This window comes from Ureibacillus sp. FSL K6-2830, from assembly GCF_038004145.1.
GTDB classification, from domain to species: Bacteria; Bacillota; Bacilli; order Bacillales_A; family Planococcaceae; genus Ureibacillus; species Ureibacillus thermosphaericus.
Window position 1 is genome coordinate 634,985 of the sequence record NZ_JBBOQR010000001.1, and the last position, 24,631, is coordinate 659,615.

Annotated in this window: 21 protein-coding genes and 1 pseudogene; 1 reads left to right on the forward strand and 21 read right to left on the reverse strand. The window is 37.4% G+C overall.

The window, feature by feature from the left end; genetic code table 11:
- Position 1 precedes the first annotated feature (1 nt).
- From rsgA to NSU17_RS03255, 14 genes and pseudogenes are all read right to left on the reverse strand, one after another.
- On the reverse strand, positions 2 to 886 hold the full coding sequence (gene rsgA, locus NSU17_RS03190; RefSeq protein ID WP_340704260.1) for a ribosome small subunit-dependent GTPase A: 885 nt from the start codon (positions 884 to 886) through the stop codon (positions 2 to 4).
- Between the two features lie 11 nt (positions 887 to 897).
- Positions 898 to 2,865 (reverse strand): Stk1 family PASTA domain-containing Ser/Thr kinase, encoded by a 1,968-nt coding sequence (gene pknB, locus NSU17_RS03195; RefSeq protein ID WP_340704261.1) that lies wholly within the window; start codon positions 2,863 to 2,865, stop codon positions 898 to 900.
- Between the two features lie 3 nt (positions 2,866 to 2,868).
- Complete coding sequence (locus NSU17_RS03200; RefSeq protein ID WP_340432952.1) at positions 2,869 to 3,615, reverse strand: Stp1/IreP family PP2C-type Ser/Thr phosphatase; 747 nt, start codon at positions 3,613 to 3,615, stop codon at positions 2,869 to 2,871.
- A gap of 5 nt (positions 3,616 to 3,620) precedes the next feature.
- Positions 3,621 to 4,757: a 23S rRNA (adenine(2503)-C(2))-methyltransferase RlmN gene (rlmN, locus tag NSU17_RS03205; RefSeq protein WP_340704262.1), complete on the reverse strand. Its 1,137-nt coding sequence runs from the start codon at positions 4,755 to 4,757 to the stop codon at positions 3,621 to 3,623.
- 18 nt (positions 4,758 to 4,775) lie between these two features.
- Positions 4,776 to 6,134 (reverse strand): 16S rRNA (cytosine(967)-C(5))-methyltransferase RsmB, encoded by a 1,359-nt coding sequence (rsmB, locus tag NSU17_RS03210; RefSeq protein ID WP_340704263.1) that lies wholly within the window; start codon positions 6,132 to 6,134, stop codon positions 4,776 to 4,778.
- Positions 6,131 to 7,069, reverse strand: coding sequence for a methionyl-tRNA formyltransferase (fmt, locus tag NSU17_RS03215; protein ID WP_340704264.1), 939 nt, complete (start codon positions 7,067 to 7,069; stop codon positions 6,131 to 6,133). The genes rsmB and fmt overlap by 4 nt, the downstream gene beginning before the upstream one ends.
- A 3-nt stretch (positions 7,070 to 7,072) precedes the next feature.
- A complete protein-coding gene (gene def, locus NSU17_RS03220) occupies positions 7,073 to 7,564 on the reverse strand; it encodes a peptide deformylase (protein ID WP_340704265.1) in 492 nt (163 codons plus the stop codon).
- 18 nt (positions 7,565 to 7,582) lie between these two features.
- The gene (gene priA, locus NSU17_RS03225) at positions 7,583 to 9,991 is read right to left on the reverse strand and encodes a primosomal protein N' (protein WP_340705474.1); all 2,409 of its coding nucleotides are present in this window, start codon (positions 9,989 to 9,991) and stop codon (positions 7,583 to 7,585) included.
- A gap of 5 nt (positions 9,992 to 9,996) precedes the next feature.
- Positions 9,997 to 10,542, reverse strand: a pseudogene (gene coaBC / locus NSU17_RS03230) (bifunctional phosphopantothenoylcysteine decarboxylase/phosphopantothenate--cysteine ligase CoaBC); the annotation flags it as partial.
- A gap of 81 nt (positions 10,543 to 10,623) precedes the next feature.
- Positions 10,624 to 10,848: a DNA-directed RNA polymerase subunit omega gene (rpoZ, locus tag NSU17_RS03235; RefSeq protein ID WP_016837470.1), complete on the reverse strand. Its 225-nt coding sequence runs from the start codon at positions 10,846 to 10,848 to the stop codon at positions 10,624 to 10,626.
- Between the two features lie 2 nt (positions 10,849 to 10,850).
- Positions 10,851 to 11,468: a guanylate kinase gene (gene gmk / locus NSU17_RS03240; protein ID WP_016837471.1), complete on the reverse strand. Its 618-nt coding sequence runs from the start codon at positions 11,466 to 11,468 to the stop codon at positions 10,851 to 10,853.
- 37 nt (positions 11,469 to 11,505) lie between these two features.
- Complete coding sequence (locus NSU17_RS03245; protein ID WP_340704266.1) at positions 11,506 to 12,381, reverse strand: YicC/YloC family endoribonuclease; 876 nt, start codon at positions 12,379 to 12,381, stop codon at positions 11,506 to 11,508.
- A 98-nt stretch (positions 12,382 to 12,479) separates the two neighbouring features.
- Positions 12,480 to 13,400 (reverse strand): NAD(P)H-binding protein, encoded by a 921-nt coding sequence (locus tag NSU17_RS03250; RefSeq protein ID WP_340704267.1) that lies wholly within the window; start codon positions 13,398 to 13,400, stop codon positions 12,480 to 12,482.
- Between the two features lie 86 nt (positions 13,401 to 13,486).
- Positions 13,487 to 14,053, reverse strand: coding sequence for a TetR/AcrR family transcriptional regulator (locus NSU17_RS03255; RefSeq protein WP_340704268.1), 567 nt, complete (start codon positions 14,051 to 14,053; stop codon positions 13,487 to 13,489).
- A gap of 202 nt (positions 14,054 to 14,255) precedes the next feature.
- Between NSU17_RS03255 and NSU17_RS03260 the strand changes: the two genes are divergently transcribed.
- On the forward strand, positions 14,256 to 15,938 hold the full coding sequence (locus NSU17_RS03260; protein ID WP_340704269.1) for an Rqc2 family fibronectin-binding protein: 1,683 nt from the start codon (positions 14,256 to 14,258) through the stop codon (positions 15,936 to 15,938).
- A gap of 126 nt (positions 15,939 to 16,064) precedes the next feature.
- Here NSU17_RS03260 and pyrE read toward each other — a convergent pair whose 3' ends face one another.
- From pyrE to NSU17_RS03295, 7 genes are read right to left on the reverse strand one after another with little or no spacing between them, the layout of a single operon-like run.
- Positions 16,065 to 16,694: an orotate phosphoribosyltransferase gene (pyrE, locus tag NSU17_RS03265; RefSeq protein WP_340704270.1), complete on the reverse strand. Its 630-nt coding sequence runs from the start codon at positions 16,692 to 16,694 to the stop codon at positions 16,065 to 16,067.
- Entirely contained in the window at positions 16,694 to 17,392 is a 699-nt protein-coding gene (pyrF, locus tag NSU17_RS03270) for an orotidine-5'-phosphate decarboxylase (protein WP_016837478.1), read from the reverse strand. Before pyrF ends, pyrE begins: the two co-directional genes overlap by 1 nt.
- Positions 17,392 to 18,303, reverse strand: a complete 912-nt coding sequence (locus tag NSU17_RS03275; RefSeq protein WP_168411959.1) for a dihydroorotate dehydrogenase — start codon at positions 18,301 to 18,303, stop codon at positions 17,392 to 17,394. Before NSU17_RS03275 ends, pyrF begins: the two co-directional genes overlap by 1 nt.
- Entirely contained in the window at positions 18,300 to 19,073 is a 774-nt protein-coding gene (locus NSU17_RS03280; protein ID WP_340704271.1) for a dihydroorotate dehydrogenase electron transfer subunit, read from the reverse strand. The genes NSU17_RS03275 and NSU17_RS03280 overlap by 4 nt, the downstream gene beginning before the upstream one ends.
- Positions 19,070 to 22,267, reverse strand: a complete 3,198-nt coding sequence (gene carB / locus NSU17_RS03285; protein ID WP_340704272.1) for a carbamoyl-phosphate synthase large subunit — start codon at positions 22,265 to 22,267, stop codon at positions 19,070 to 19,072. Before carB ends, NSU17_RS03280 begins: the two co-directional genes overlap by 4 nt.
- Positions 22,254 to 23,357 carry a carbamoyl phosphate synthase small subunit gene (locus NSU17_RS03290; protein WP_096550607.1) on the reverse strand — a complete coding sequence of 368 codons (1,104 nt, stop codon included), beginning with the start codon at positions 23,355 to 23,357 and terminating at the stop codon, positions 22,254 to 22,256. The genes carB and NSU17_RS03290 overlap by 14 nt, the downstream gene beginning before the upstream one ends.
- Positions 23,357 to 24,631: a dihydroorotase gene (locus NSU17_RS03295; protein ID WP_340704273.1), complete on the reverse strand. Its 1,275-nt coding sequence runs from the start codon at positions 24,629 to 24,631 to the stop codon at positions 23,357 to 23,359. The genes NSU17_RS03290 and NSU17_RS03295 overlap by 1 nt, the downstream gene beginning before the upstream one ends.

A 24,631-nucleotide genomic window follows, 5' to 3' on the forward strand; every position in this document is an offset into this window, starting at 1 on the left:
ACTAATACCTCGGCTTTCGATCTATTATTTCTTGCAAAAATTGTAAATAATGTTCGTAACGAAATTCTAGAATGTCTCCAGATTCAACCCCAGCCTTTATGGCACATTTTGGTTCTTTCAAATGAAGACACCCACGAAATTTGCATTCATCTTTTTTTCGTTCAAACTCAGGAAAACAAGTTGTTAAATCCTCTTTTTCAAGATGCTCAAATTCAAAAGAACTAAATCCTGGCGTATCTGCAACAAGTCCACCAGCCACTTCGATTAACTCAACATGTCTTGTCGTATGCTTTCCTCTTCCAAGGCTTTGGGATATTTCCCCTGTTTTTAAATTGAGATTTGGAATTAAAGTGTTTAATAATGTAGACTTTCCAACTCCAGATTGTCCTGCCAATACTGTTGTTTTTCCTTTAAGGATCGGCTCTAATCTATCTAGTAATGTTGGATCGTTTTTGTAAGTATCTACCACTTCATAGCCAATATCTTTATAGATTTTGATATATGAATTTATTTCATCTTTTTCTTTTTCCGTCAACAAATCCATCTTAGTTAAGCAAATGATTGGGATCACTTGATGAGATTCTAATATTACTAAAAAACGATCTAGTAAAATTGTATTAAAATCAGGCTCTTTTACGGAAAATACGAGCAATGATTGATCAACATTTGCAATAGGTGGTCGTATTAATTCATTTTTTCGCGGAAAAATTTTCTTTATAACACCATCAGATCCTTCTTCCACTTTCTCATATTCAACAAAGTCGCCGACGAGAGGCTGTTCCCCTCGCTTACGGAATACCCCTCGTCCTCGACATTGCAATAATTTTCCTTCATCATATACATAGTAATATCCACTTAAAGCCTTTCGAATTTGCCCATTAGGCATCCAATTCCTCCTTAATCTCCTCTTTCAAATGGTATTGTATCTTTTTCAATAATTACCGAATCTTTTTCAATCATGTAGGATGCTGTTGAACCCTCTTGAATTACTAATTGAATTTGATAAGTCGTATCTTCAGTAATTTTAATTTCATCATACGGTTTATCCATCGTATTAGATTTGTCTTGAATATAAATTCTAACTATTTGTTCTTCACCCATTAATGCATGATCATACGGTATCACAACTTCTTTTACGTATAATTTTTCGCGTTTTTGTTTTGGTCCTTTTGATATTACTACGTTCACCGATTCTCCAATTTCTAATTTTGTGTTCGGCTTAGGATCTTGTGATACAACGCTTCCAGCTGGAATGTCGTCTGAATACACTTCTTCGACAATTTTTATTTTAAATCCTGAAGTCTTTTCATATTCCCTCATAGCAGATTGATTAAAGCCTGTTAAATCACTGACAGTTCCAATTTGTTTCCCTTTACTAACTGTAAGCGTTACAATTGAATCTTCAGGAACAACTTCTTCTCCCGGTGCTGGATCTTGACCAATGATTATCCCTTCCGGTTGATTTGAATATTCCTCGATAATTTTTACATCCTTAAATTCTTTACTAATGATGGAAAGAACTTGATTTAATTGTTTTCCTACATAATCGTTCATTTCAACTTTTTCGATGCCAATTGAAATGATTAAATCAATTTCTGTTCCTTTTACTCTTGATAAACCAGCTTTTGGATCAGTTTCTATGACTAGCCCTTCTTCAATTTCATCGGAATTCTTTTCACGGATTTCACCGATGACAAACCCTGCCTTTTCTAGAATCTCAGTAGCTTCTTCCACTTCCATATTTGAAACGTCCGGTATCTCAACTTTATCCGGCATCATCAAATTAACGAGTCCAATTAGTCCTATGATGAGAACAAGAGCAGCTACCCCGATGATTGTCCAAAGTTTTTTTCTATTTTTCTTTAGTTTTGTTGGTTTCTTTTTCACTTCTTCATTTATTTTTTTCTTTTTATGATCTGAAATGATCGGTTTTATTTCTTTCGTTTTTGCCAATTCATCGATCGGCATTACATCTTTTATAACTGGAATAGCTTTCGTTTCTTCATTATCAACAAGAGGGTGAAATTTCGGTTCATGTTGCCGAGAGGGAGATAATACCGTTTCTAAATCCGCTGCCATCTCTTCCACTGAAGCATATCTATGGTCAGGATTTTTTGCTGTCGCCTTTAAAATGACATTTTCTAAACTTTGTGGAATGGATGCATCGAAGTTACGAACAGAAGGTGTTTCTGCTTGCAAATGTTTTAAAGCAATTGATACTGCGGATTCCCCAGAGAAGGGTACCTCTCCAGTTAGCAACTCATATAACACAATCCCTAGTGCATAAATGTCTGATTTTTTCGTTGCTATTCCGCCGCGTGCTTGTTCAGGAGACAAATAATGAACTGTCCCAATGACTGAATTCGTTTTTGTATAACTTGTTGCAGCAAGGGAAGTAGCAATCCCAAAATCTGTTATTTTCACATTACCTGCTTCATCCATTAAAATGTTTTGCGGTTTGATGTCCCGGTGTATAATTTGATTTTCATGGGCATGACTGATGGCGCTCGTTAGTTGTTTCATAATTTGAACGCTTCGAGCAGGAGAAAGCGGTGCGTTTTCTTTTATGTACTGCTTTAGCGTTTTCCCTTTTACATACTCCATAACAATATAATGCATATCGCCATCTTCGCCGATATCATAAATACTGACGATATTCGGATGCATTAAACTTGTTGCAGATAAAGCTTCCCGATGAAAGCGGCGCATACTTTCTTCTTCATTTGTTGAATCATAACGCAACACTTTAATGGCCACATCTCGATTTAATATAACGTCATGGGCTAGATACACATAACTCATGCCCCCGCCGCCAATGAGTTCAAGAACTTTGTAGCGATCATTAATGCGTTTACCTTCAAGCATAATTTACACCTCCTCTTCAGTCATCATTAATAGAATGAGGGAAATATTGTCTTCTCCTCCGCTATCATTTGCTAATTGCACTAGTTTCCGACCTTTTTCAGCAATAGGCATCGGATAAGTAATGATGGCAGCCATTTCATCCGTTGATATTTTATTGCTTAACCCGTCTGAACAGATAAGTAAATAAGAATATTCCTTCAGGGTTAGCTCGTAAAAATCCGGTTCAATGGTGGGCTCTGTACCTAAGGCTTTCACAATAAAATTTTTCTGTGGATGATTTTGTGCTTCTTCCTCACTGATTTCTCCACTATCTACTAATATATTAACGTACGAATGATCACGAGTTATTAAGTCAACGCTTGTTGATGTAAAATGATATACTCGACTATCTCCAATATGACCAATTAAACAATGATTATGGTCAATCAACACCGCTATAAATGTTGTTCCCATTCCTTTACAGTTTTCGTGTTCTAAGGAATAGTTGTAAATTTTTTTGTTGATGTTTGATATGGCTTCCTGCATCCACTTTCGCTTTTCTTCCACCGTTGCATTTTGAAATTCTGCCTGTAGAAAATAATTGGACATTTCTTGAATTGCCATTTCACTTGCAACATCACCAGCGTTATGACCACCCATTCCATCAGCTAATAAAGCAAGTTTTAATGAATCAGGGCGCTCTAAAAAAGCTGCCCTATCTTCATTAATAACTCTTTTTCTCCCTACATCACTTTCAACCGTAAACTTCACAATTGTCACCTCGTCTCGTGAACTCTCTCTTTCGCCCGTAATTGCCCACACGCCGCATCAATATCTGAGCCATGCTCTCTGCGAATTGTTACATTGATGCCATTCTTTTTTAATGCTTTTTCAAAGGCAAATATTTGATTTCTTGGAGTACGCACATAATCTCGCTCTGGTACGTAGTTTACGGGAATTAAATTGACATGGCTTTTAATTCCTTTTATCAGTTGGGCTAGTTCTTCTGCTTGCTCAATAGAATCGTTTACACCACCGAACAACCCATACTCAAATGTGACACGGCGTCCAGTTTTATTCGTATAATAGCGTATTGCTTCCATTAATTTATCTAACTTATACGCTCTAGCAATCGGCATTAAGCGTTCACGCAGTTCTTGATTTGGTGCGTGAAGAGACAATGCGAAATTAATTTGCAATTGTTCATCCGCAAACTGGTAAATTTTAGGTATTATACCAGAGGTAGAAACAGTTATATGACGCGCACCAATATTTAAGCCTTTTTCGTGATTGATGACTTTTAAAAACTTCATCATTGCATCATAATTATCGAATGGTTCACCGATTCCCATAATCACCACATGGGATACTCTTTCTCCGACTTCATCTAACGTTTGTTGCACTTTGACCACTTGCTCAACGATTTCTCCTGCAAGCAAATGTCTTTTTAATCCGCCTAAAGTTGACGCACAAAAAGTACAACCAATCCGACAACCCACTTGCGTTGTCACACAGATGGAGTTTCCATAATCGTGGCGCATTAATACCGTTTCAATGGAATAGTTATCTTGTAATTGAAATAAAAATTTGATTGTTCCATCTTTTGATTCTTGTTTTACAATCGTTGAAAGGGTTGTAAATGCAAAGTTTTCTTTAAGTTTATCTCGCAATTGCTTCGATAAATTTGTCATTTCATCAAAAGTTTTAACCCGCTTATGATAAAGCCATTCATAAATTTGTGTGGCACGGAATGGCTTTTCTCCATTTTCATTCAACCATTGTTTTAATTCATCCAATGTTAATGAATAAATGGATTCTTTTAATTGTGGTTTTTCTTTTTTTACACGTTTCTGTGATGATTCTGCATGTTCAACTAATTCATTTATACGTTCATTTAAAATAGCGTTATCCATTAAATAGGATTCTCCTTTTTACTTAACTTTTTCAAAGGCAGCAACAAAGAAACCATCACTTCCAAAGTCTTGTGGAAAAACTTGCAGCATACCTTCGTGCTGTGCTTCTAATAATTGCTTTGGCAAATGGTTTATAGGTACAAGTTTCATCTCAGGGTGAGACGCTAAAAATGCCTCGACTGTTCCTTCATTTTCTTTTTTACTGACTGTGCATGTGCTATACACAAGTCTTCCACCAGGTTTTAATAATTTTTCAGCATTATCTAACAGCTCCAATTGAATTTCATGTAAGCGGTCAAAATCCTCTTCTCTTTTTGTATATTTGATATCCGGTTTTCGACGCATAACACCTAATCCAGAGCACGGTGCATCAACAAGGATTGCATCGAATGATTCAGGCTGTAATAATTCCGCTGCTTTCCTACCGTCAATTGGTGCTGTTTCAACAATATTAATTCCAAGCCTTGCACAGTTTTCTTCAATTAAATCTAATTTATGAGGATGAATATCCGTTGCAAGAATGGAACCTTCATTTTTCATGATTTCTGCCATATGAGTCGTTTTTCCACCAGGAGCGGCACACATATCTAGTACCCGTTCGCCCGGCTTTGGATTTAAAACGATTGCTGGCATCATTGAACTCTCATCTTGAATCGTTATGATACCTTGCCGAAAAGTTTCCGTTCTAGCAGCTTGTCCGTTTAATAGATTTAAACATTGTGGAATCACTTTACTTTGCTCTGCCTGAATATCTTCTTGAGCTAATAACTCTATCGCTTCACCTACTGTAGCTTTTAAAGTATTCACTCGGACAGTTTGCTTCGGAGCAATATTATTCTCTTTTAACATAGCAACCGTTTTTTCTAGTCCATATGAGTCAACAAACATTTCTACAATCCATCTAGGATGACTTGTTTCTATAGCTATACGCTCAATTGGATCTTTTATTTTTTCTAGCGACGGAATGCCCATTCTGGTGATAGATCGCAAAATACCATTCACCATGGAAGCAATTCCTTTATGGCCTCTCCTTTTGGCAATTTCTACAGCTTCATGAACAATTGCATGCTCAGGAATTTTCGATAAATAGACCATTTGGTAAACCGAAAGTCTTAAAAGCCATCGAATCCATTGTTCTATTTTGCCACGAATATACGGTTCTAAATAATAATCCAAGGCATATTTATATTGAAGAGTTCCATAGGTTAATTCCGTCAGCAAGGCCCGATCTTTTGCTTCAATATGATATTTATTGATTGTTTGGTTTAATAATAGGTTCGAATATGCTTGGTTCTTGTCTACGGCAAGTAGTATGCTTAACGCCGCATCTCGCACATTACCATCCCAAATATGAATACTTTTCTTCTTCTTTCTCATTCAAATAAATCTCCAATCTGCAATTTTGAACCCATGCCACGTAAATAATCTTCCGCTGACATGCGTTTTTTACCTGCAGGTTGTAATTCGATTATTGCAAGGGTTCCTTCACCAGTAGCCACTTCAAAATAATCTTTTTCAATTTTCACCACTTCACCAGGACGAGCTGTAACTTGTGAGTCACCTACTTTTGCCCACCAAATTTTCACATTGTCACCTTTAAAGGTTGTATAGGCAACCGGCCATGGATGTAGGCCACGCACTTGGTTATAAATACTTCTCGCACTTTTTGTCCAATCTATTCGCTCTTGTTCCCTTGTAATATTATGTGCAAAAGTCGCTCTTGTTTCATCCTGCGGAATGCGTTCATTTGTACCATTTAGGATGCTAGGAAGCGTATCCTTTAATAAATCTCTTCCCAAAAGGCTCAGTTTTTCAAACATGATGCCCGTATGGTCCATTTCTTCAATAGGGATTTCTCTTTGGGAAATGATATCACCCGCATCTAATTTTTCTGCCATATACATAATGGTAACGCCTGTTTTCTCTTCTCCGTTAATAATGGCTTGATGAATCGGCGCACCACCGCGATATTTTGGCAATAGCGATGCATGCACATTAATGCATCCCCATTTTGGCGCTTCCAACAACTCTTTTGGCAAGATTTGACCATAAGCAGCCGTAACAATTAAATCGGGATTCATATGAATTAATTCGCTCATTTCTTCAGAACCTTTTAATTTCTCAGGTTGAAGAACTTTTAATCCTAAACGAAGTGCTTCTTCTTTTACTGGAGGAGGAGTTAGCACCCGTTTTCTTCCAACAGGACGGTCCGGTTGCGTGACGACTGCTGCAACTTCATATCCTTCTTCATGAAGCATGCGCAAAATAGGAACTGAAAATTCCGGAGTACCCATAAACACGATTTTTGTCATATTTTATCCTTCCTCCTCCTCGAACATTTCCTCTAATTCTTCTTCAGTATAGACACGTGTAATTTTAGAATTGAATAAAATGCCATCTAAATGGTCAATTTCATGTAAAATACAGCGAGCATCGTAATCCGTTGCTTCCAATTGATATACTTGACCGTTTCGATCATGGGCTTCAATTTTAACATAATTCGGTCTTTCCACTTCTCCATAAAGCCCAGGGAAACTTAAACAACCTTCGATGTCCACTGATGAACCGTCCGTTTCGATGACTGTAGGGTTAATCATTTCAATCAATGTTCGCTCTTCACCTAACTCAACAATGGCAATACGAAGGGGAACATTAACTTGAGGAGCAGCAATACCCATACCGTCATATTCAACCATCGTTTCGTACATATCATCTAATAAAGAGATAATCTCTTCATCAATTACTGTTACTTCTTTACATGGCTGTGTTAATACTTTTGCCGGATGCTTTACGATTTCTCTAATCATTAGGTAACCTCTTTCTATTTAAATCATGGAGGGGTCTAAATCAATTGTTAATACGACACCCTTTTTTATCCAATCCGTACGATATATTTTCAATAACTGTAAAAATGTTGGAATTAAATTCGGCTCTATTTTGTATTTTATCAAACATTGATAGCGATATCTATTTTGCAGACGAACGATGCCTGCTGTCGTCGGTCCAATAATAGAAGCATTAAAAGAAAGATGAGTACGAAGAAATTCTGCACATTTATTAGCATATTCTGCTGCTAACAATACGTCTTCATGTGCTACTTGGATGAGTGCTATAAAATAATATGGTGGATATGCCGCACCATGGCGAACCATCATTTCTCTTTCATAAAATGGTTCATATTGTTGGGTTTTCGCAAGTTCAATTGCATAATGTTCCGGTGTGTAGGATTGAATAATTACCTCACCATGCTTTTCCGCTCTCCCCGCACGACCACTTACTTGAGTAAGCAGTTGGAATGTCCGCTCAGCTGCGCGAAAATCTGGCAAATGCAGCGAAGTATCGGCACTTAGTACACCAACAAGGGTAATGTTTGGAAAGTCCAATCCTTTGGCAATCATTTGAGTTCCGAGCAGTATATCCGCTTTGCCAGCTCCAAAATTCTCTAATATCGCCTCATGTGCACCTTTCTGTTTTGTCGTATCTACATCCATTCTTAATACCCTTGCCTCTGGAAAGAGTTTCATCAATTCTTCTTCCACTTTTTGAGTACCTGTTCCAAAATAACGAATATGGTCGCTACCGCATTCTGGACAAATTGTTGGTACAAACTGTTCATATCCACAATAATGGCATTTTAATTTTTCATTGTAGCGATGATATGTTAAGGAAATATCACAATTTTCACATTGCATCACCGTTCCGCAATCTCGGCATAAAACGAAGGAAGAATACCCTCTCCGATTTAAAAACAACACGATTTGCTCTTTCTTTTTTAACCGATCACGAATGGACTCAGTTAATTTTTCAGAAAACATGGAACGATTTCCCTTTTTTAATTCTTCCCTCATATCAACAATTTCAACAGTCGGTAGGGGTTGATTTAATGCACGCCCTTTTAATGTCAATAATTTATACACGTTTTTTCTAGCACGAGCGTAGGATTCAAGGCTTGGCGTAGCGCTTCCTAAAATCACTGGACAATGATGATATTTACTTCTCCAAATGGCAACATCCCTTGCATGATATCTCGGTGTATCTTCTTGTTTATAAGACGATTCATGCTCTTCATCGAGGATGATGAGTCCTACATTTTCAAAGGGAGCAAATACTGCGGATCGCGCACCGACAACAACCTTCACTTTTTGTTGATGAACTTTCCTCCATTCATCGTACTTTTCACCGATTGACAAACCGCTATGCATCACCGCAACAAGTTCACCAAATCTTGAACGGAAGCGATTTGTCATTTGCGGAGTGAGGGAAATTTCTGGAACAAGTACAATCGCATCTTTACCTTGCTGAATGCAATGCTGAATTGCCTGCAAATAAACTTCCGTTTTACCGCTTCCGGTTACCCCATGTAATAAGAAAGTTTCAGGGGAACGATTGTCCATCGCTTCTACAATTTTATGTAATGCTTGTTTTTGTTCCTCTGTTAAAGTTAAAAAATCTGTTTTTTTAACATCCTTCTTAAAAGGATTTCGATACACTTCTTCTAATATAAATTCAGCAGCACCTTGCTCAATGATTGCTTGTAACACTTGAGGGGAACAGTTTGTTTCCTTGTAAATAAAATCAGGTTCCAATATTTCCCCAACGTGTTGTTTCATCCATAAAAGCAGTTGTTTTTGTTTTTTGGCACGGTTGGATAACTTATCATATACTTCTTGAAGAAGTTGAAGATTATCTGAAACTTTTACTTTCCTAATTTCTTTTACTTGGACTTTTTGTTTAACTACGTTTTCAAGGGAAAGTAATTTCTTATTTAACGCTTTTTTTAAAGGGATGAGCAAATTATTTTTCTCAAATTCTTTATAGTTCACTTTTGTCGACTTGTGGAAGTAATGTTTTAAAGGTTCATCTAAATTTTCTACATTAGTTTGAAGAACGACCATTTTTTCATACTTTGCCCTAAGTGCTGATGGCAACATTACTTGTAAGCAATCGATTTCATAACAAATCGTTTCTTGTTTCAACCATTTTGCCAATTGAAGCATTTCACTTGTCAATACCGGCTCAATATCGAGTAATGACGCGATTGGCTTAATTTTATCTAACGGAACATCCGTCTCATTCTTTATCCCAACAACAAATCCGAGAACATTCCGATTTCCAAAAGGCACTTTTACTCGACAACCACATTCAATAAGCTCTTCTACTTGTTCTGGAATGAAGTAATCAAAAGGGCGGTCGACTGGATATGCGGACACGTCAACAATGACTTCGGCAATCATCATTTTTTCTCTTCTCTTTCAAAATATTGAATCACCAACTCCGTTATTTTCTCCGGCTCTTCTAATCGTCCCTTACCAACATATCCACAAGCTAAATACCCTTCTGATGGTTCAATAAAGGAATAGCCGTCTCTTGCAAGCTGTGCGATATTGCGTTTTACAGCAGGATGGTCATACATATGCACGTTCATAGCTGGGGCAATCCATACTGGGCTCGTTGTAGCGAGCAGTGTTGTTGTCAACATATCATCAGCAATTCCATTGGCAAGTTTACCAATGATATTCGCTGTCGCAGGTGCAACAATCACTAAATCCGCCCAGTCAGCTAATTCAATATGAGCAATTGAACTTGGATCTTTTTCATCGAACGTATCAATATACACATCATTTTTTGACATCACTTGGAAAGTAAGGGGTGTAACAAATTTCATCGCTGATTCGGTCATCATTACTTTTACTTGAAACCCTGCTTGAGTTAATTTACTTACTAATGCTACTGCTTTGTAAACCGCAATACCGCCAGACACTCCTAGCAAAATTTTTCGACTCATCAACTTTCACCCTTTCAAAGGATAAGCTCCCAAAGAATGTTTCTCCGGGAGCTACTCGTAGTTTTACATTAAATTTTACTTCTATTGTTCATCAGAATAAACTTTGTTAGCATCTTGGATTTCCATTTCTAATAAACCTGCAGCAACTTCTTCCAACGCTTTCCCAACTGGTTTATGTGATTTATACTCAGATAATTTAAAGTTTCCAAGTTCTTGTAATTGACGGGCACGTTTTGATGCTAAACTAACTAATGAATATTTGGAGTCTACTTTTTCTTTCAACACATCAATGGATGGATATAACATCATCATTCTCCTTTCAACATCGATAAATATCTTTTTTCAACACGTTCACGGCGGCAATGTTCAGCCATGATGATTGCATTTATTTTTTCACAAGCTTTTTGAATTTCATCATTTTCTACAACATAATCATATAAACTCATCATTTCAAGTTCTTCTTTTGCAGTTTCAATTCTCTTTTGAATAATTTCTTCCGTTTCTGTACCGCGACCTATTAATCGTCTTTCTAACTCTGACAAACTAGGAGGTGCTAAAAAGATGAAAAGAGCTTCCGGAACTTTTTCGCGAATTTGAGCCGCTCCTTGAACTTCGATTTCTAAAAAAACATCGCGGCCTGCATCCAATGTTTCATTTACATAATCGAGAGGGGTGCCATAATAGTTGCCTACAAATTCAGCATACTCTAATAGTTTTCCCTCCTCGATTAATTTTTCAAACTCTTCTCGAGTTTTAAAAAAATAATCGACTCCATCGACTTCTCCCTCACGAGGTTTTCGAGTTGTCATTGAAATGGAGTATTCATAATTTGTATTCGGTTGTTTAAAAAGCTCTTTTCTTACTGTTCCTTTCCCAACACCAGATGGGCCAGAAAGAACAATTAATAATCCGCGCTCTTTTTTCATCAATTTCATACTCTCCCTTATTACTACCTTTCCAAGCTTATTCAATATTTTGAACTTGTTCTCGCATTTTTTCTAAAATAGTTTTTGATTGAACAACCACTGGTGAAATGATTACAGCCTGATTTTTCGACCCAATTGTATTAATTTCTCTGAGCATTTCTTGCATAAGGAAATCTAATTTTCTTCCTATGGAAAAAGGTTCTTCTAACGTCTCTTCTAACTGCTGGAAGTGACTTTCAAGTCGGTCCAATTCTTCCGATATATCAATCCGATCAGCGAAAATAGCGACTTCAGCAAGTATTCTATCTTCTACTTCTTCCACATCTGCAATTTCTGCTAATCTTTCTGTCAATTTTTCTCGATGTTTTTTTACTGCATCTTGCGAATGTTCACGAATAAATTTTACTTGCGCTTTAAGCTCATCATTATATTCGAGCAACACTTGTTTTAATTCTTGTCCTTCTCGCTCTCGCATTTCCACTAATTTTTCCATCGCTTCTCGGACAGCAATTTCAACACTAGATGCAATCTCTTCTGGTGTTAACTCCTTTTTTTCATATAAAAGTGCACCTTCCAATGATAGCACTTCTTGCATGGAATATTGCTCATCTATTGGGATTACTTGGCGAAGTTCATCTTTTGCATTTTTATAGGCTTCAATAAGAGACCAATTAATTTTAAAATCTTTTACTTCTTCACCAGTAAGTTTTAAGTTTACTAAACAATCAAATTTCCCTCGTTTTACATATTGGGATATGATTTTTTTTGCAAGCAGTTCTGCCTCTAACCACTCTTTCGGAAATTTTGTATAAATTTCTAAAAAGCGATGATTCACTGAGCGAATTTCTACTGTCAGTTGATAATCATTCGTAGTTGTGACACCTCTGCCAAAACCAGTCATACTACGCACCAAGGTAAGTCACACCTTTCATAAAGCTATGCTCCAATTATAACACATGATTAAAAAATTATAACGTATTTATCCATTATTAGAAGATGAACTTAGCTTTTTTATTTTATTTGAAAAATTTCTCTTAGTCCATCATAGTATGATGTTTTTGGTAGGGGACCGATTTCCCGCTCATATTTTTCACCGCTTAACACAACAGGTTCATCAATTAAATAAAACATCTCCGCAAATTCACGCATAAATGGGTTGAATAATCCTACCATTTGAACCATTCTTTTCGTTACAATGGAGAATTTTTTATCATATCCCGTAAGCTCACGGATCATTTGAATGATTTCTTCCCCGGTAATTGGACCGTATGAAGGGATATTCCACTCTTGCCCATAAGCCTTTTCATTCATTACCAAGTTTACAAAAGCCTTTGCTCCGTCAGGCAAATAGATGTATTCTCTCGCCAACTTTGGATTTCCTAAAAACATGGCCTTTTTATTGTTGATAACGGCACTGATGGTTGTATTTAATGTGGTATTGTCCGCATTTGGACCGTAAAAATCCGGGAAATGGGCAATTGTATATGTAATTTCGGAATTCTTGATCATGTTTTCCAATTGCAATCGGATTTTCCCTTTTTTAGTATGAGGATTTTTCGGCATATCCTCCGTCATTTTTTTGCCGACGCTTCGACCATAAGCATAGATATTATCAACATAAGCCAATTTTAAGTTGTACATTTTTACCGTTTGAATGACATTGTCCATTAATACAGGCAGTTTTTTCCATTGTTGATAAGGGATATTCACTGAATGGACGATTAAATCCACATCTTGGGCTGCTTTAAGTAAATCGGTTTGATTAAATAAGTCTCCTTGCACCACTTCCACTCGTTCTTCGTTGTGGAATAGCCTCAGCAATTTCTCCTTATTTCGTGCAAAAGCTTTCACTTCGATTCCCCGATCGGAAAATTCTTTTACAAGTGAAGAACCCATATTCCCTGAAGCACCAAGAACCAATACTTTTTTCATAAAAAACTCCTCCTTTTTATTGTCCAGTGGTCAATTAAAGGTTCATCAAGTTTTATTGACCACTGGTTAAATATATGTAAAAAAAATTAACACACTCCCTTAAGCAAAAATTTCACATGATCAACCGCAGCACCCTCCACCTCATCATAACCAACAATATGCGATAAATAGTGACTGACAAAACCATGCAAGGAAAGAAAAATTGACCAAATATCCTTTAATTGCAATTTTTGATTCGATAATGTGTATAAAGCATTGGCAAACTTGTCATATACCTTTATCGGTTCTTCATTGATGAAATTGCGCACCTCATCATCTTTAAGCATAAACATAATTTCATAATGGCTCTGATGGTTTAAACCAAACTTGATGTACCCAAGCATACATTGCTCAAGTTTTTCCGAGTTTTCAATGTCCTGCTCCAACACATGATCCAATTCCTGTTCCAATAGAACAAAATATTCCTTTACCAATGCATAAAATAATTCCGCTTTACTTTGAAAATGATAATACAGAGCTCCGTGTGAGCAGCCAAGTTCTTTTGCAATTTGACGCATCGAAACTTGCTGATAGCCGTTTTTTACGAACAAATCTCTTGCTGCATCCATTATCATGTTTGGCGTAAGACCAGGTTTTGACGCATCTCTTGCCATAATAAATCCTCCATGTCTTTCTCGTTGCAATCAATTTATTGACCACCGTTCAATAATAAGATAATTCAATTGTTGTTAAATGTCAAAAGAATTTTTCTTAATAAACTTTTCATATCTTGGGAATTGCTTTAGAATCAATGCAGAGATATAGAAACATGATAAAATAATAGATCAGTGATTTTTCAAGAAAAGAGGAACAATTATGGCATTTGATGGATTATTTACAGTAGCGATGATCAATGAACTGAAGGGACTTGAAACCGGACGGATTTCAAAAGTTCATCAACCGAATGCATTGGAAGTGGTGCTCCATATCCGGGCAAAAGGGAAAAATGAGAAATTATTATTTTCCATTCACCCATCATATGCCCGTGTTCACATAACAAAAGAATCGATTGATAATCCACAAGAACCGCCAATGTTTTGCATGCTCCTCCGCAAACATATTGAAGGCGGCATTATTACTCGAATTGAAAACAATGGTTTTGAGAGATTGATTACTTTTCACATTGAAAGTAAAAACGAAATTGGTGACCAAGTGACTCGGAAGTTAATCGTTGAAATAATGGGACGACATAGTAATTTAATTTTAGTTGACGATGAAAATAAAATCATCGATGGATTAAAACATTTACCACCTTCCGTTAACAGTTATCGAACAGTGCTTCCAGGTTTTGAGTATATCCATCCACCAGCACAACAAAAAGCCAATCCGATTACAATATCTGATGAGGAGATTACGAACTTTTTCTCAAATGAAAAAACATCACAAGAAGTAGTTGCTCATTTTGCTGGATTTTCTCCTTTTCATGCTAAAGAATTATTGCATCGAATGAAGGACGAAAACAATAAAATTGAAATATTCCGCACGTTTATAAACGAAATTCTTGCTAGTGCTAATCCTACTTATTTAGAAGTAGATGGAAAACCTTATTTTTCACCGACAACAATTACTCATGTATCGGGGAAAAATACGTTTTTTGTTGATTTAAGCTCCCTCCTAGACCGAGCATTTTACAGAAGAGCTGAAAGGGACCGTGTAAAACAACAAGCGGGCGACTTAGAACGCTTTTTACAAAATGAAATCAATAAATTAAAAACAAAATTAAAAAAGTTACATAAAGACTTAGAACAAGCTTCCAAATTAGATCAATACCAATTATATGGCGAACTATTAATGGCTAATTTATACCAATTCGACAAAGGCATGAAGGAAGTTACCGTAACGAATTACTACAATGAACAAGAATTGACAATACCATTAGATGAAAGAAAAACACCTATCGAAAATGCCCAAAGCTATTATGCGAAATACAATAAAGCTAAACATGCGCTCATTCGGGTAAAAGAGCAAATTGATAAAACAAAAGAGGAAATTGAATATTTTGAAATGCTCATCAACCAAGTAAACCAAGCAAGCCCAACGGATATTGAAGAAATTCGTGATGAACTAGCAGAACAAGGCTATTTGAAAAAACGAAACAAAAAACAAAAGCAAAAACAATTAAAACCTGTTCCTGAAAAATTTATGTCATCAACAGGGGTTCCTATATCGGTCGGCAAAAACAATAAACAAAACGACTATTTAACCTTTAAATTAGCTAAAAAATCCGATACTTGGCTTCACACAAAAGATATTCCAGGATCACATGTCGTCATTCATTCGGATAATCCAGACGAGACAACATTGAAAGAAGCTGCTATATTAAGCGCCTATTTTAGCAAAGCAAGAAGCTCCTCTTCTGTACCAGTAGACTATACGAAAATTCGACATGTGAAAAAGCCGAATGGAGCAAAACCAGGTTTCGTGATTTATTTTGAGCAAAAAACGCTCTATGTCACACCGGATGAAGAAGTTGTATTAAAACTTAAGAAAAAAGATTGATTTTTTACTATTTTCAGTCCAGGGCAATCCTTTTCATCCCGCACCGCATCTACTGGAGATTTTTTCCTGGTTTTGCTTAAAAAAAATTCTCCTGAATCATTTTAATGACTCAGGAGAATTTTTTTATTATAATCTACCAGCTTTCAAATCTTCATGCCAATTTTTTAAGAATGGAATATCGTCGGACTTAATAGCACCAGAATCTTTTGCCGCTTCAATTAAATAGTCGAAATTCGTTAAGCTGACATACTTTATACCCTGATTTTCAAAAGCATCCTCGGCTTTTGGCAAATTGTATGTATAAACACATACAACACCCACGACTTCGCATCCTGCATCTCTTAATGCTTTTACTGCAGTAAGTGATGAACCGCCAGTTGAAATGATGTCTTCTACAACAACTACCTTCTGACCTGGTTCTAGTTTCCCCTCAATTTGATTGCCTCGTCCATGATCTTTCGGTTTGGAACGCACATATACCATTGGCAATTGTAATACATCACTCACCCATGCAGCATGAGGAATTCCTGCTGTTGCTGTGCCTGCAACCACTTCTGTTTCAGGAAAATGTTCTTTAATTTTTTCCGCTAAACCTTTCGCAATTTGTTTTCTTGCTTCTGGATAAGAAATTGTTAAACGTGTATCACAATAAATGGGTGATTTAATTCCACTTGCCCAAGTAAATAATTCCGATGCGTTTAATTCAACAGCACCTACTGATAACATGATTTGGGCAATTTCTTTTTCAATAGCCATTAAATTCCCTCCCAAAGTTGGCATACCTTTTTATAAGCTTCTACAGGATTTTCTGCTTTAGTCACTGCTCGTCCAATAACAATATAAGAAGAGCCATTAATTCGGGCATAGTCAGGAGTTGCAATCCGTTTCTGATCGTGAGCATCTCCACCAGGCAGTCGAATTCCAGGTGTCACTCGTAAGAACGTTTCTCCACATACATCCGCAATATTTTTTGCTTCATGAACAGAGCAAACAACTCCATCTAATCCAGCATCTTTCGTTAATTGTGCATAATGCAATACTGAATCTAACAAGGATAATGGGATTTTTTGCTCCTTTTGCATTTGTTCTTCCGTTGTAGACGTTAATTGAGTCACGGCAATGAGCATTGGCCTTTTGTCAGCACTTCCTGCCTCTAATCCTTCAATGGCTGCTTCCATCATATTTTTTCCGCCGGCTGCATGCACATTTACTAAATCAACGCCCAAACGAGCTAGCCCTTTCATTGCAGATTTCACTGTATTTGGAATGTCATGAAGTTTTAAATCAAGGAATATATCATGTCCTAAATCCTTAATTTTTCTTACAATATCAGGACCTTCTTGATAAAAAAGCTCCATTCCAACTTTTACAAACAATTTTTCATCGAATTGGTTTAAAAACTGAAAAACTTCAATTTCACTCGGAAAATCTAACGCGATAATCGGTTTGTTCATTAACGATGGCTCCTTCCGATAATCTCTTTAATATGCTTTACTCCAAGCTCATCTAACTTCGCTGGAAGGGCATCAATTATATTCGGACAAATGAAAGGATCGATAAAGTTCATTGTACCTACTGCAACTGCTGATGCACCAGCAGACATAAAGTCGATTACGTCTTGAACGCAAGAAATGCCACCCATACCGATAATCGGAATATCTACCGCTTTATATACTTCATAAACCATTCGTAAAGCAATCGGTTTTACCGCTGGACCGGATAGTCCTCCTGTAACATTGGCGATGACTGGTTTTCCAGTTTTTTCATCGAGTCGCATGCCCAATAATGTATTAATCATCGTAATTCCATCGGCTCCGCCTATTTCAACCGCTTGTGCCATTTCCACGATATTCGTTACATTAGGTGAAAGTTTCACATATACAGGAACTTGAGAAACGGCCTTCACTTGTTCTACAAGTTCTCTAGCAATCACAGGGTCTGTTCCGAACGTAATGCCTCCTTGCTTTACATTCGGGCAAGAAATATTTAATTCTAATGCTTTGACATTTGGAGCAGTTGAAATGCGTCTTGCCACTTCCACATAATCTTCCGGCGTTGTACCTGCCACATTGGCGATAATCGGCACATCAAAGCGTTCTAACCAAGGCAATTCTTCAGCCATGACTTTTTCGAGTCCTGGATTTTGTAATCCGATGGCATTCAGCATTCCAGCAGGTGTTTCTGCTACACGAGGCGTCGGATTTCCAAGTCGTGGTTCTACTGTCGTTGCTTTAATCATAATGGCTCCCAACTTGGAAAGGTCATACAACCCGGCATATTCACGGCCAAATCCGAAACAACCAGAAGCAGGCATAATCGGATTTTTTAATTGCAAACCAGGGAGTTGGATATCTAATCGATTCATAATTTCACAACTCCTTTCTCAAATACAGGACCATCTGAACAAATTTTAACGTAGTCTTTCTCTTGCCCTTCTTCTGTTTTGCAAATGCACGCAAAACAAGCACCAATACCGCAGCCCATTCGTTCTTCAAGGGATAAATATCCTTTTTTCTCCTCATACATTGAAGCCAATGCTCTTAACATCGGCAGCGGGCCGCATGAATAAAAGATATTAAAATCTGGTTTTAATTCGTTCAATAAATCCGTTACAAATCCTTTAAATCCTTTTGAACCATCATCCGTTACATAATAGGTTTCGCCCAATTTTGAAAACTCTTCTTCATAAAACGCTAACTCTTCTGTTTGGAAGCCAAATACGTGGATGGTGCGAACACCTCGAGCATTTAACTGCTTTGACAGCTCATATAGAGGGGGCACACCGATCCCTCCTCCAACAAGAAGAGCCGTTTCACCTTCACGTGCTTCTTCAACTGGAAAACCGTTACCGAGAGGACCTAATACATCTACTTCATCGCCAACTTGTTTCTGAGATAAAACTTTTGTCCCTCTCCCTTGAGCTCGATAAATAATTGTAAATTCTTCTGCTTCTTTCTGAATATTCGCTATACTAATTGGGCGTCTTAACAAAGGCTCCAACAAATCTGAAACTCGTATATGAACAAATTGTCCAGGAGACATCTCCTGAACAATTTGACCTTGCAAAGTCATTTCAAAAATGTCTTTTGCAATTTCCCTTTGGCTTACTACCGTCATACGTTCTTGTCGAATCATGAATATACCTCCGCTTTCGGCATTTCCTGTATTGCAAATGTCATGGATTCAATGACTGTTATTAAAGCGTTAGCTGTATCCAATGATGTTAAACAAGGAATGCCGTTTTCAACAGTTTCTCGACGAATGCGGAAACCGTCGCGGGCAGGTTGTTTTCCTTTCGTTAAAGTATTAATTACGACTTGTGCTTCACCGTTTTGGATTACATCCACCAACGTTTTGCCTTTGCCCCCAATTTTATCTACTACTTCTGTTCGTATGCCTGCTTCTTCGAATTTTTTCGCTGTTCCCTCTGTCGCCATGATGCGATAACCTACAGATTGGAAACGTTTTGCAAGGCTAATGGCTTCTTCTTTATCTTTATCGGCTACTGTAAATAACACAGTTCCATACGGTTTGATTTCTATACCTGAAGCAACCAACCCTTTATATAACGCTTTTTCTAACGTTATGTCTTTGCCCATTACTTCACCAGTTGACTTCATTTCAGGGCCAAGTGTGATATCGACGCGTCGAAGTTTTGCAAAACTGAATACAGGTACTTTTACATATACACCTTTTTTCTCTTCAACTAGACCTGTTTCGTAACCTTGTTCAACAATTGATTGACCTAAAATCGCTTTTGTTGCAACATTCGCCATCGGGATGTTTGTAATTTTACTTAAGAACGGTACTGTTCTTGATGCACGAGGGTTTACTTCAATGACATATACATTTCCATCTGAAATGACATATTGGATGTTCATTAAACCGACAATATTTAATCCTCTAGCCAATCTAGTTGTGTAATCCACAATCGTATCAATTTGTTTTTGCGTTAAACTTTGTGGTGGATAAACAGATATTGAGTCACCTGAGTGAACCCCAGCCCGTTCAATATGTTCCATAATGCCAGGAATGAGTACATTTTCTCCATCAGAAATCGCATCTACTTCCACTTCTTTACCTGTTAAATAACGGTCAATTAATACAGGATGATCTGGAGAAGCTTCTACCGCATTTTCCATATAATGTTTCAATTCATTTTCGTTATAAACGATTTCCATTGCACGGCCGCCAAGAACGTAAGAAGGGCGAACCAATACCGGGAAGCCGATTCTCTTTGCAATTTCCAATGCTTCATCTAATGAAACTGCAGTGTCCCCTTCTGGCTGTGGAATTTCTAATTCTTTTAAAGCTTGTTCAAACAAGTCGCGATTTTCTGCTCTGTCGATATCTTCTAATGATGTACCTAAAATTTTCACACCATTTGCTGCAAGTTTATCTGCTAAGTTAATTGCTGTTTGTCCACCGAATTGTACTACTACTCCAATCGGTTTTTCTAAATCGATAATGTGCATTACATCTTCAATCGTTAAAGGCTCAAAGTAGAGTTTATCGGAAATTGAAAAGTCTGTTGATACCGTTTCAGGGTTTGAGTTGATAATAATTGCTTCATACCCTGCTTCTTGAATTGCCCAAACCGAATGCACTGTTGCATAGTCGAACTCAACGCCTTGTCCAATTCGGATTGGACCAGAACCAAGCACGATGACAGATGGTTTGTCGGAAACAATCGATTCATTTTCTTCTTCGTAAGTTCCGTAATAATAAGGAGTTGCTGATTCAAACTCCGCTGCACAAGTGTCAACCATTTTATAAACCGGTACAATACCATTTGCTTTGCGAAGTTCGTAAATTTCTTTCGCTTCCATATCCCAAAGCTCAGCAATTTTTTGATCTGCAAAGCCTAGACGTTTTGCTTGTTTCAACACTTCTAAATCATTTTTATTTTCAGAAAGAACAGTCTCCATGTCGATAATGTTTTTCAGTTTATATAGGAAGAATAAATCGATTTGTGACCATTTATGAATTTGTTCCACAGCGACACCGCGGCGCATTGCTTCAGCGATAAAGAATAGCCGTTCGTCGCCTGCTTTCTTAATGCGTTTTTCAATCCAGTTATCATCATGATCTTCTGCATGTTTTAAATCGATATGAACATGGCCAGTCTCGAGAGAGCGAACTGCTTTTAAGATTGCTTCTTCAAAATTACGTCCTAAAGCCATTACTTCCCCAGTGGCTTTCATTTGCGTACCTAAATTTCGTTTTGCTGATTCGAATTTATCAAAAGGCCAACGTGGAATTTTTGCTACTACATAGTCGATGGCAGGTTCGAAGTCTGCATATGTAGTGCCGGTAACAGGGTTTTTAATTTCATCCAGCGTTAAACCAACCGCAATTTTTGCAGCGATTTTTGCAATCGGGTAACCTGTTGCTTTGGATGCTAAAGCAGATGAACGGGATACCCGCGGATTCACTTCAATCACATAGTAGTTGAAGCTGTTTGGATCAAGGGCTAATTGAACGTTGCATCCACCTTCGATTTTTAATGCGCGGATTATATCTAATGAGATTTTGCGCAGCATTTGATATTCCCGATCAGTTAACGTTTGGACTGGTGCTACTACAATTGAGTCACCAGTATGAATACCAACTGGGTCCACGTTTTCCATGCTACATACAACAATCGCATTATTTTTCGAGTCGCGCATTACTTCAAACTCAATTTCTTTGTAGCCGGCAATGGATTTTTCAAGTAGACATTGTTTCACTGGGCTGTATTTCAAACCGCTTGAAACAATTTCTTCCAACTCTTGTTCATTGTGACAAATTCCTCCGCCAGTACCTCCTAGCGTAAAGGCTGGTCGAACAATCACTGGATAGCCGATTTTTTCAACAAAGCCTTTTGCTTCTTCAACACTATGAACGATGTCGGATTCAGGCACTGGAGCACCTAATTCAAACATCAAACTTCTGAATAATTCACGGTCTTCTGCATGATGGATTGCTTCTAATTTTGTTCCTAATACTTCTATCCCTAATTCATCCAAAATACCTGATTTTTGAAGTTCAATTGCCATATTTAATCCAGTTTGTCCACCAAGAGTTGGAAGTATGGCATCTGGTCTTTCTTTTCTCAATATTCGGGAAACAAACTCTAAACTAATCGGTTCGATATAAACCTTATCTGCAATTTCTGTATCTGTCATAATCGTTGCAGGGTTTGAGTTTATTAGAATCACTTTATATCCTTCTTCTTTTAATGCAAGACAAGCTTGAGTACCAGCATAATCGAATTCTGCAGCTTGCCCAATAACGATAGGACCTGAACCAATAACTAAAATGCTTTCAATATCTTTACGCTTTGGCATATGCTATTTCCTCCCCTGCTCGTTCCATTAATGCAATAAATTCATCAAATAAATAGTTCGAATCTTCCGGACCTGGTGAAGCTTCCGGATGAAATTGCACTGAAAAGACTGGATGTTTTTTATGTTTTAAACCTTCGATTGTACCATCATTTAATGAAACATGCGTAATTTCTAAATCCGTACCTTCCAATGAGTTTTCATCGATCACATAACCATGGTTTTGCGAAGTGATTTCAACAACACCAGTTTGAAGATTTTTTACTGGATGGTTTCCACCACGATGTCCGAAAGGTAACTTATAGCTTTTCGCACCGCAAGCCAATGCAATCAATTGGTGCCCTAAGCAAATACCAAACATCGGAACTTTCCCAATTAATTCTTTGATTGTTTCAATAGCTTCTGTTACATCGGCGGGATTACCTGGACCATTGGATAATAGAATGCCTTCTGGACGAAAACTCATGATTTTTTCAGCAGGTGTATTATAAGGAACTACAAGAACATCACAATGACGATTATTTAATTCACGCAATATCCCGTTTTTCATTCCAAAGTCCATTAGCACTACTCGTTTCCCTCTACCAGGACTTTGGAATGGCATTTTTGTCGAAACTTCTTTTACATGATTTTTCAAATAAGGCGTTTCATTTAATTGTTTAACAATTTCTTCTACATTCACTTCCTCGCCTGCTGCAGTTAACATCGCACGAACTGCACCTTTTGAACGAATGATGCGAGTAAGTTTTCTTGTATCAATTCCTTCAATTCCAGGAATATTATGTGTTTTTAAATACTCATCCAAAGTGATTTCAGAACGGAAATTTGATGGGATTTTCGTTAATTCACGAACAACAACACCTCGAATAACAGGAGCAATCGTTTCAAAATCATCGCTGTTTATTCCATAGTTACCGATTAATGGATAAGTAAATGTTACAATTTGACCGTAAAAAGAAGGGTCAGTAATTGTTTCTTGATACCCAGTCATCCCAGTTGTGAAAACAACTTCTCCTTGACTGCTTTGTTCACTTCCAAACGCTTCTCCCTGAAATACTGTCCCATCTTCCAAAATTAAGAGACGCTTTTTCATCATTCTTCCTCCTTATAAACCACATTTCCTTCAAAGATTGTCATGACCGGCCAACCTTTTGCTTTCCATCCATTGAATGGCGTATTGCGACCTTTAGAATAAAACTCATTTGCATCAATTGTTTTCTCTTTATTTAAATCAATAATTGTTAAGTCAGCAGGTGCACCTACCTCAATTTTTCCATAAGGAAGCTCGAAAATTTCAGCAGGTTTTGTAGCCATCCAATCCACTAATTGTTTTAGTGTAAAAATTCCTGTTTCTACAAATTTTGTATAAAGCAATGGAAAGGCTGTTTCAAATCCTACAATTCCAAAAGGAGCTCCAACCATTCCGCAACATTTTTCTTCAGTAGTATGTGGTGCATGGTCTGTGGCGATGCAATCGATCGTACCATCAAGTAATCCTTCAATTAAAGCTTTTTTATCTTCTGAAGCTCGTAACGGAGGATTCATTTTCCAATTTGCATCATCACTTGGAATGTCCATATCTTCTAATAGGAGATGATGTGGACAAACTTCTGCAGTAACACGAATGCCCGCTTTTTTAGCATCTCTTACTGTACGAACGGATTCTTTCGTAGAAACGTGACAAACATGATATCTTGCCCCAGCTGCCTCGGCAAGTAATACGTCCCGCGCAATTTGTACCGATTCACAAACGCTTGGAATTCCAGGTAATCCTAATTGTTTATTACGAACCCCTTCGTGCATTACCCCGCCATAGATTAATGAGTTATCTTCACAATGGGCAACAACAATTGCACCAACTTTTGCTGCATCTTGCATTTGTTCATACATTGTTGCAGCAAGTTGAACGCCCACGCCATCATCTGAAAAAGCTACAGCACCATGTTCTTTTAATTCAGCGATATTGGTACGTTTTTCCCCGGCTTCATCAACAGTAAGTGAGCCATAAGGAAGGACACGAACCACTGCACTATTTTTAATTAATCCTTTAATATATTCAAGGTTTTCAACAGAATCTGGTACAGGCTTTGTATTTGGCATAGCACAAATTGTTGTAAATCCACCTCTAGCAGCTGATCGAGTACCCGTTTCAATTGTTTCTTTATGTTCAAAACCAGGTTCCCTTAAATGAACATGTACATCGACAAATCCTGGAGAAACAAAATTTCCTTTTCCATCAATTACTTCAGCATTTTCTGGTTTTGATTCACCGATTGCAGCAATTTTGCCTTGTTCAATCGTAATCGTTGTTTCAACAAGTTCACCGTGGTCATTTAACATCTTGATATTCTCTATAAACGTCGCCAT